Origin of the sequence: Streptococcus oralis, assembly GCF_001578935.1 — a bacterium.
Lineage (GTDB): Bacteria > Bacillota > Bacilli > Lactobacillales > Streptococcaceae > Streptococcus > Streptococcus oralis_R.
In genome coordinates this window covers 464,414-472,678 of sequence record NZ_KQ969521.1, presented here as the reverse complement: position 1 = coordinate 472,678, position 8,265 = coordinate 464,414, and the positions used below count along the sequence as shown (strand labels likewise).

At 40.7% G+C, this 8,265-nt stretch carries 11 protein-coding genes and 1 pseudogene; 7 read left to right on the top strand and 5 right to left on the bottom strand.

What is annotated here, in order from left to right; genetic code table 11:
* From SORDD15_RS02355 to SORDD15_RS02335, 5 genes and pseudogenes are all read right to left on the bottom strand, one after another.
* Positions 1-193 (bottom strand): annotated as a pseudogene (locus SORDD15_RS02355) (A/G-specific adenine glycosylase); the annotation flags it as partial.
* A gap of 82 nt (positions 194-275) precedes the next feature.
* Entirely contained in the window at positions 276-1,250 is a 975-nt protein-coding gene (gene pta, locus SORDD15_RS02350; RefSeq protein ID WP_061413989.1) for a phosphate acetyltransferase, read from the bottom strand.
* Between the two features lie 43 nt (positions 1,251-1,293).
* Positions 1,294-2,190 carry an RluA family pseudouridine synthase gene (locus SORDD15_RS02345; RefSeq protein ID WP_061413987.1) on the bottom strand — a complete coding sequence of 299 codons (897 nt, stop codon included), beginning with the start codon at positions 2,188-2,190 and terminating at the stop codon, positions 1,294-1,296.
* Positions 2,187-3,005: an NAD kinase gene (locus SORDD15_RS02340; protein ID WP_061413985.1), complete on the bottom strand. Its 819-nt coding sequence runs from the start codon at positions 3,003-3,005 to the stop codon at positions 2,187-2,189. Before SORDD15_RS02340 ends, SORDD15_RS02345 begins: the two co-directional genes overlap by 4 nt.
* Positions 2,989-3,660, bottom strand: a complete 672-nt coding sequence (locus SORDD15_RS02335; RefSeq protein ID WP_061413984.1) for a GTP diphosphokinase — start codon at positions 3,658-3,660, stop codon at positions 2,989-2,991. The genes SORDD15_RS02340 and SORDD15_RS02335 overlap by 17 nt, the downstream gene beginning before the upstream one ends.
* A 128-nt stretch (positions 3,661-3,788) precedes the next feature.
* On the opposite strand from SORDD15_RS02335, the gene SORDD15_RS02330 reads away from it, so the two are divergent.
* The 7 genes from SORDD15_RS02330 to SORDD15_RS02300 all read left to right on the top strand — a co-directional run.
* Positions 3,789-4,358: a CYTH domain-containing protein gene (locus SORDD15_RS02330; protein ID WP_061413982.1), complete on the top strand. Its 570-nt coding sequence runs from the start codon at positions 3,789-3,791 to the stop codon at positions 4,356-4,358.
* A gap of 111 nt (positions 4,359-4,469) precedes the next feature.
* The gene (locus SORDD15_RS02325; RefSeq protein WP_061413980.1) at positions 4,470-5,429 is read left to right on the top strand and encodes a ribose-phosphate diphosphokinase; all 960 of its coding nucleotides are present in this window, start codon (positions 4,470-4,472) and stop codon (positions 5,427-5,429) included.
* Between the two features lie 9 nt (positions 5,430-5,438).
* Positions 5,439-6,554, top strand: coding sequence for a cysteine desulfurase family protein (locus SORDD15_RS02320; RefSeq protein ID WP_061413979.1), 1,116 nt, complete (start codon positions 5,439-5,441; stop codon positions 6,552-6,554).
* A gap of 4 nt (positions 6,555-6,558) precedes the next feature.
* Complete coding sequence (locus tag SORDD15_RS02315) at positions 6,559-6,906, top strand: DUF1831 domain-containing protein (RefSeq protein ID WP_061413977.1); 348 nt, start codon at positions 6,559-6,561, stop codon at positions 6,904-6,906.
* Between the two features lie 6 nt (positions 6,907-6,912).
* Complete coding sequence (locus SORDD15_RS02310; RefSeq protein ID WP_061413975.1) at positions 6,913-7,128, top strand: DUF4649 family protein; 216 nt, start codon at positions 6,913-6,915, stop codon at positions 7,126-7,128.
* An 82-nt stretch (positions 7,129-7,210) separates the two neighbouring features.
* A complete protein-coding gene (locus SORDD15_RS02305) occupies positions 7,211-7,852 on the top strand; it encodes a redox-sensing transcriptional repressor Rex (protein ID WP_061413972.1) in 642 nt (213 codons plus the stop codon).
* A gap of 15 nt (positions 7,853-7,867) precedes the next feature.
* On the top strand, positions 7,868-8,265 hold a 398-nt coding region (locus tag SORDD15_RS02300), incomplete at its 3' end, for a gamma-glutamyl-gamma-aminobutyrate hydrolase family protein (RefSeq protein WP_196756205.1).

Here is an 8,265-nt window from a genome sequence, read left to right as displayed (position 1 = left end):
AGTATGGAATAACTGTATCCACTCTGGTCTGCTGCAGCATGATTTCAGATACCCAGATGTGATAAGGATTTTTACTTCTCCGCCAAGGTAGGTCTCGCTTGTTTTCATCATACCAGTTGAGGAGTTTTTCACGAAAAGAAATAATCTTCTCCTCCGGCCACATGACGATACCGTATTCTTTCAAATCTAACATATATCTAGTATAACATAGAAGCTTCTAACTGTCCTTTTCTCAGTACTAAAAAGCCTCTTCCCATGGGAAAGAGGACTAAATCTTATTGATGAACTGCTTGAGCTGCTGTGATAAGGGTCAACTTGTAGACATCATCTGCATTACATCCACGAGAAAGGTCGTTAACAGGTTTGTTCAAACCTTGTAAAACAGGACCTACAGCCGCAAAACCACCAAGGCGCTCAGCCATCTTGTAGCCGATATTTCCAGCTTCGATACCTGGGAAGATGAAGACATTTGCTTGACCAGCTACTGTACTTCCCGGAGCTTTCAAAGCTGCAGTTTCAGGAACAAAGGCTGCATCAAATTGCAACTCACCATCAATCTCAAGATCAGGACGCAAGTCGTGAGCAATTTTAGTAGCTTCCACTACCTTATCAACACTTTCACCAAATCCTGAACCTTTAGTAGAATAGCTTAGCATAGCAATTTTAGGTTCAATACCAAACATTTTAGCTGTAATTGCTGAGTTGATGGCAATTTCAGCCAAGGCTTCTGCATCTGGATTGATGTTAATGGCACAGTCTCCAAATAGGTAACGTTCTGTACCGCGTACCATGAGGAAGGCACCTGAAGTACGAGTTACGTTTGGACGAGTTTTAATGATTTGAAGGGCTGGGCGAACTGTTGAGGCAGTTGAGTGAATGGCACCTGATACCATACCGTCAACCAAGCCCAAGTAGACTAGCATCACACCAAAGTAGTTGACATCTTCAACCAAAACCTTGCGTGCATCTTCCTCAGTCATTTTACCCTTACGACGCTCTACCAAGGCAGCAACCATTTCTTCAAATTGAGGATAATGTTGGGGATCAATCACTTCATAACCATCCATGATCCCTTCGATTTCGAGATAAATTTTAATTTTTTCAGGGTTTCCAAGCAAAACAGGAATCACTTCTGTTTCTTTTACCAAGCGTTTTGTTGCTTGAAGAATACGAGGCTCTTCCCCTTCAGGGAGAACGATACGAGCATTTTTGCCAACCAGGTTGGCTTTGAGACTTTCAAAAACTTCCATGAGTTTTCTCCTTTAAGATAATAAATTATACTCCAAATAGTTTTTAAAGAGTATTAGTTGATAACTGGGTAATAAGATTGCTAAAATCATCCGGCAAGGGGCTTTCTAGTTGCAAATCTTGCTCTAGAAAGGGATGATAAAAAGATAAATAATGACAATGCAGGGCCTGGCGTTGAATGCCATCGTCTAAACTTCCTCCATAGAGATCATCTCCTAAAAGAGGAAAACCGATATGAGAAAAATGGACTCGGATTTGGTGGGTTCGCCCAGTATGCAGACGAATATCAACCAGGTGAATATCACCATAAGAGGCTACAACTTTGTAAGACGTATGAGCGTATTTTCCGCCTTTTGCCACTCGTCTGGTGATAATGGAGTCTTCATCACGCGCAATCGGGGCGATAATCTCCCCTTCAGGCTCCAAGACGCCAGCTCCTTTAACTAAAGCAAAGTAACGTTTCTCGATAGACTTTCGTTGCAACTGCTTGTCTAAACGTGCATGAGCGTAGCCGTGTTTGGCAAAAAGCATCAAACCAGATGTATCTCTATCAAGTCTAGTCACGATATGAACTTGCTGGTTTTCATAGTTTTGCTTGACATAGTAGCCCTTGATAAAATTGGCAATGGTATTGGAATGATTGACACTGGGGATGGAAGCAACTCCATAGGGCTTATTCAAAACCAGAAAATGGTCATCCTCATAGAGAATATCCAGTGGACGATCGATAGCCTCTAAGGTTTCAAATCCTTCCTCTGCTGGAATATCAATGGACACCCTGTCCCCAACATCTAAGAGATAAGTCGCATTTTGAGTTTGGCCATTGACCAGAATAGCCCCACCTCGAAACTTAATCTTAGCCAAAAGTCCCTTAGAAACCTCATGTTTCTTGAGGAAGGTTTTGACTTTGACGTGCTCATCTGCGGTAAATTCGAACCTCATTCATCCACCTCGCCGATGAAGGCATCTTTGACACGATTCCAGAAACTAGTGTGACTTGGAGTCGCTACGAAGTGAATCTTGTGATGGTCGATTTGATACTCAATCCGTTCGATATTACGGAATGAATAGATGCTGTTATCGACTGATATCGTGTGGTAATCATTGCGTGTCGGCAAAAGTTCAATCTTATCTTTTTTGGGAATAATGATCGATGATCCCAAAGTACGATAGACTCGATTGTTAAGACTCGCTATCTCCGTCAACTGCAAGGCTTCAATGGTAGGATGCAAGACAGCTCCACCCAAGGACTTGTTGTAGGCAGTACTTCCCGTCGGCGTTGAAACAGTCACTCCATCTCCACGAAATCTCTCGAACGGAACATGGTTAATGATGATATCCGCAACCATGGTCCGGTCCGATCGACGGATGCTGGCTTCATTTAAGGCACGGAAGATTTTCACCTCTCCATTTTCAAGCGTTACCTTGACATTCAAGACTGGATAGGAAACTTTGGCACCAGTATCGAGTAGGAGATTGGTCACCAACTGATCCAGCTCAAAATCACGATAATCTGTGTAAAATCCTAAATGCCCTGTATGAACACCTACAAATCGAACCTTGTCTAACTGATTCTCATACTTGTGAAAGGCAGACAAAAGCATCCCGTCGCCACCAATCGAAATGACAATGTCGGGATTGGTATCGTTCAGTATAAAATGTTGTTTCTTTAGTTTTTCCCTCAGCTCATGCAAGACCTTCTGACTTTGTGGCTTTCTATTTGCTATGAGGTCAACTCGTTTACCTGTATTCTTCATCTGTATCGTCACTATTTCCTACACCATCGTTTAGTTTTCTACTCAAAGGATCAAAAAGCGCCTGCGCTTCCTGGATATCGTCACGAATCTTACCCATTTCTTCGTCCAGTTGATGGGCTATTTTTGCAGTAATTTCCAGTCTTTTCTTGATTTCCTCTGGAAAATCCCCCTGGTATTTATAATTGAGTGAGTGTTCAATCGTAGCCCAAAAATTCATAGCTAATGTCCGTATTTGAATCTCCGCCAGAATCGTCTTAGCTCCGTTGATCGTATCAACCGTGTATTCGACAACAACATGATAAGAACGATAACCTGAAGCCTTACGATGAGTGATATAGTCTCGTTCCTGAACGACTCTCATATCTTGGCGTTTGCGTAGAATCTCAACTACTTCTTTAACGTCATCAACAAACTGGACCATGACACGTAAGCCCGCAATATCTTGCAGATCATGTTCGAGACTTGCATAAGTAATTCCTCGACGAGCCATCTTTTCTTTGATACTTTCAATTGGTTTGACACGCCCCGTTACAAACTCAATCGGAGAATGCTTGTTTTGCTTACGATACTGTTTGCGAATTCCTCGAAGCTTAATCTTCAATTCACCAACAGCCTGAATGTAAGGATCTAAAAATTCTTCCCATTCTATGGTCATACTTTCTCCCTTGTAATGTTTGATTGCTCTGTCGAAAATCTTTGATTTTTTCAGTACATTCGTATACAATAAATACATTGTCCATTATACCATAAATCGCTTTCAAAGAGATAGAAAAGGTTGAAAAAATGAAACATTTAGAAATAGAATTGAAAACACTTCTGAAAAAAGAGGAATATGATCATCTAAAAAAACAGTTTTCCCGTATCCAGCCCATCCTTCAGAAAAACTACTACATTGACACACCAGATTTCCAATTGCGTGAAAAGAAGGTTGCCATGCGCATTCGCACCTTTGAAGATTGGGCGGAGTTGACCTTGAAAGTGCCTCAAACTGTAGGAAATATGGAATACAACCAGAAACTAACTCTTTCAGAAGCTGAATCCTATCTAGAAAAACAAAAACTACCTCAAGGGCTCGTTCTAGAGAAGCTCGCTAAGATTGGTATTGAAAGCCATGACTGGCTTGTTTTAGGCTGCCTTTCAACCCTTCGTTACGAAACGAAAACAGAAATTGGCTTAATGGCCTTAGATGAAAGTCACTACTTTGACCAGACGGACTATGAACTCGAGCTTGAAGTCACCGACCATGAAAAAGGGAAAGCCGATTTTCAGAGATTTTTAGATGAAAATCAGATAACCTGTCAGAAAGCTCCTTCAAAATTAATTCGTTTTATTAAAAGCATGAAAAAATGCTGAAATAATCTCTTTTTTTTGGTAAAATAGAAAAGATAAAAATAAAAGAATCTCCCTTTGAAAAACAGAACTTTCTCAAAGGAGATTCGCAAAGTTTACAGAGGACGGTCTATAATGTCAGATAGAAACAACATGAAACTTTTCGCACTTAACTCCAATCAAGAAATTGCACAAAAAATCGCAGACGCTGTTGGGGTTCCTCTTGGAAAACTCTCTTCTCGTCAATTTTCTGACGGTGAAATTCAAGTCAACATTGAGGAAAGTGTCCGTGGCTACGATGTCTACATCATCCAGTCAACTAGCTATCCTGTCAACAATCATTTAATGGAATTACTCATCATGGTAGATGCCTGTGTCCGTGCCAGTGCTAATACAATAAATGTGGTACTCCCTTACTTTGGATATGCTCGTCAGGATCGTATCGCACGTTCACGTGAACCTCTTACTGCAAAATTGGTTGCCAATATGCTTGTAAAAGCAGGTGTTAGCCGTGTTCTGACGCTCGATTTACATGCTGTTCAAGTCCAAGGTTTCTTTGACATTCCTGTAGACAATCTTTATACTGTCCCTCTATTTGCTAAGCACTACTGTGATAAAGGACTTCTTGGCTCTGATGTCGTTGTTGTTAGTCCAAAGAACTCTGGTGTTAAACGTGCACGTAGTTTGGCTGAATACCTTGACGCTCCTATCGCTATCATTGACTACGCCCAAGACGATTCTGATCGTAACGAAGGCTATATCATTGGGGATGTTGAAGGCAAGAAGGCTATATTGATTGACGATATTCTCAATACTGGACGTACTTTCTCAGAGGCAGCGAAAATCGTTGAACGTGAGGGCGCAACAGAAATTTATGCGGTATCAAGTCATGGTCTCTTTGTAGAAGGCGCAGCTGAGCTTCTTGATGCGGCTAACATTAAAGAAATCCTTGTAACAGACTCTGTTGCAACCAAAGAAAAAACTCCGAAAAATGTATGTTACATTACCGCGAGCGAATTACTAGGTGATGCGATTGTCCGCATCCACGAGAGAAAACCAGTCAGCCCACTCTTTGCCTATAACAAAAAGAAATAAGGTGATTCTTTGATTTATTTAGACAATGCTGCTACGACTCCTATGTCAGCAGTTGCTATTTCAGAAATGACCAAGGTCCTGCAAGAAACTCATGGTAATCCTTCTAGTATTCATAGTCATGGTCGGCATGCTGGCAAACTCTTGCGAGAAGCTCGTCAGGACTTAGCCTACTTACTAGGAACCAAACCTCAACATATCTTTTTCACATCTGGGGGAACAGAGAGTAACAACACAGCTATTATCGGTCATTGTCTCCGTCATATGGACCGTGGAAGACATATCATCACGACAGCTATTGAGCACCATTCAGTGCTTGAAACTATCGATTACCTAGTGCAACATTTTGGCTTTGAGGTAACCATCGTCAAACCAGTAAATCAAGAAATTACTGCCCAGCAAATTCAAGAGGCCTTACGCGACGATACTATTCTCGTTTCCACTATGTATGCTAATAATGAAACGGGCAGTCTCTTACCTATCGCTGAGATTGGACGTGTTTTAAAAGAGCATCCTGCGGCTTATCATGTAGACGCTGTTCAAGCTATCGGAAAAGTTCCTATCCATCCTGAGGAATTAGGAATTGATTTTCTCAGCGCTTCTGCCCACAAATTCCATGGGCCAAAGGGAATCGGCTTTCTTTATGCTTCTTCTGCGGACTTTGATTCCTATCTTCACGGTGGAGACCAAGAACAAAAGAAACGGGCTGGAACAGAAAACCTCGCTGCCATTGTAGGCATGGTCGCTGCTCTCAAAGAGGACTTAGAGCAGCAAGCTGAACATTACCAAAAACTAGAGGGATTAAAATCTGCTTTTCTAGATGAGATTGCAGATTTAGAATACTATCTCAACGAAAGCCAACACCAGCTTCCTTATGTTGTCAACATTGGATTTCCTGGTCAAAAAAATGACTTGCTCTTGCTACGGCTAGATCTTGAAGGAATTTCAATTTCTACCGGTTCAGCTTGTACTGCTGGCGTTGTGCAAACCAGCCATGTTCTAGAGGCTCTTTATGGAAGTAATTCTCATCGATTAAAAGAATCCATCCGTATCAGTATGTCTTCCCTCAATACCGAGGAAGATTTAAAACAACTCGCACAAACCTTAAAAAATATTATTGGAGATTAATCTAATGGCATTCGAAAAAACTATTAAACTACAAAATTGTCGCTACGATTATACGCTCAGTCCGTCCGTCAAAAAATTCACACTGAAAGACAATACTTTCTTTGAAACAAAGGTAGGAAATTACGAACTAACTCGTCTGCTTGAGAAAGTACCTAACAGCGGTGAAGGATTCAAGCTAAAGATCATCATCAACAAAGACCTTACAGGTGCTAAACTCAACATCACTGACAAATCTGGCCTTCGTTTGGTGAATATCTTTAAATCAGAAGATCATCACATTCATCAAGAAAAATTCTACTTCCTTATGGACAGCCTTGTAGAACGCGGTATCTTCACAAAAGAAGAGAGATAATCGACTATGTATCGACTTACCTATCAAGATAACTACCATGTAGAACGCACACTTGAATTTAAGGATTACGAAGAACTCATGTTATCTCTATCGGGCTGTGTGACCCTACCTGACACTCTCCAAATCAACTCCTTAACACTGAATGATAAAGTGATTTATCAAGGATTGGTTGGCGACCTCTACCGTTTTCTATCACAAGCTCATTTTTCAGATAAAAACTAAGAAATTTCTTAGTTTTTTCTTGTTTTTGTTGATTTTTTCACAATGTTTCTATAAAATAGAAGAATAGAAAGGTTGTGATTTTGTGAAAGATAAACAGTCTGCTATTCCAAAAGCAACAGCAAAAAGACTCTCTCTTTACTATCGAATTTTCAAGAGATTTCATGCAGAAAAAATCGAACGTGCCAACTCCAAGCAAATTGCAGAGGCTATCGGTATCGACTCTGCGACGGTTCGTCGGGATTTTTCCTATTTTGGTGAACTAGGTCGTCGTGGTTTTGGTTACGATGTCAAAAAATTGATGAATTTTTTTGCTGATCTCCTAAATGATAACTCAATTACAAATGTTATGTTGGTTGGGATTGGAAATATGGGCCATGCCCTTCTCCACTACCGCTTCCACGAGCGTAACAAGATGAAAATTATCATGGCCTTTGACCTAGATGACCATCCAGAAGTTGGAAGCCAGACACCTGATGGAATTCCAATCTATGGTATCTCACAGATTAAAGAAAAAATCAAAGAAGCAGATGTCAAAACTGCTATCCTAACAGTTCCAAGTGTTAAATCACAAGAAGTTGCCAATCTTTTGGTTGATGCAGGCATAAAAGGTATTCTCAGTTTTTCCCCTATTCACCTCCACCTTCCAAAAGATGTAGTCGTTCAGTATGTCGATTTGACAAGCGAACTCCAAACTCTCCTCTATTTTATGCGTAAAGAGGATTAGAAAGCGAAAGCATTTATGAAAAAACCAATTATTGGGATTACAGGAAATGAAAAAGCTCATCCAGATGATGATGTCTTAATGAGCTATGTGGCAAAAGGTTTTGTTGAAGGTGTCAAGGACGCTGGCGGAATTCCCATCATCCTTCCGATTGGTGATCAAGAAATGGCAAGCCATTACGTCGCTATGATTGATAAACTCATCCTAACAGGTGGGCAAAATGTTGATCCAAAATTCTATGGTGAACCAAAGGCTATTGATAGTGATGACTACCACCTTCAAAGAGATATTTTTGAACTAGCTCTTATCAAAGAAGCGATTAAGCAAAAGAAACCAATTTTCTCTGTTTGTCGGGGTACTCAACTTTTCAATGTCGCCATGGGAGGCACGCTTCACCAAGATATCGAGGATCATTG

What these genes read in the sequence shown, in the direction of transcription:
- pta (WP_061413989.1), bottom strand. Translation starts at nt 1,250, where the DNA reads ATGGAAGTTTTTGAAAGTCTCAAAGCCAACCTGGTTGGCAAAAATGCT.
- SORDD15_RS02345 (WP_061413987.1), bottom strand. Translation starts at nt 2,190, where the DNA reads ATGAGGTTCGAATTTACCGCAGATGAGCACGTCAAAGTCAAAACCTTC.
- SORDD15_RS02340 (WP_061413985.1), bottom strand. Translation starts at nt 3,005, where the DNA reads ATGAAGAATACAGGTAAACGAGTTGACCTCATAGCAAATAGAAAGCCA.
- SORDD15_RS02335 (WP_061413984.1), bottom strand. Translation starts at nt 3,660, where the DNA reads ATGACCATAGAATGGGAAGAATTTTTAGATCCTTACATTCAGGCTGTT.
- SORDD15_RS02330 (WP_061413982.1), top strand. Translation starts at nt 3,789, where the DNA reads ATGAAACATTTAGAAATAGAATTGAAAACACTTCTGAAAAAAGAGGAA.
- SORDD15_RS02325 (WP_061413980.1), top strand. Translation starts at nt 4,470, where the DNA reads ATGTCAGATAGAAACAACATGAAACTTTTCGCACTTAACTCCAATCAA.
- SORDD15_RS02315 (WP_061413977.1), top strand. Translation starts at nt 6,559, where the DNA reads ATGGCATTCGAAAAAACTATTAAACTACAAAATTGTCGCTACGATTAT.
- SORDD15_RS02310 (WP_061413975.1), top strand. Translation starts at nt 6,913, where the DNA reads ATGTATCGACTTACCTATCAAGATAACTACCATGTAGAACGCACACTT.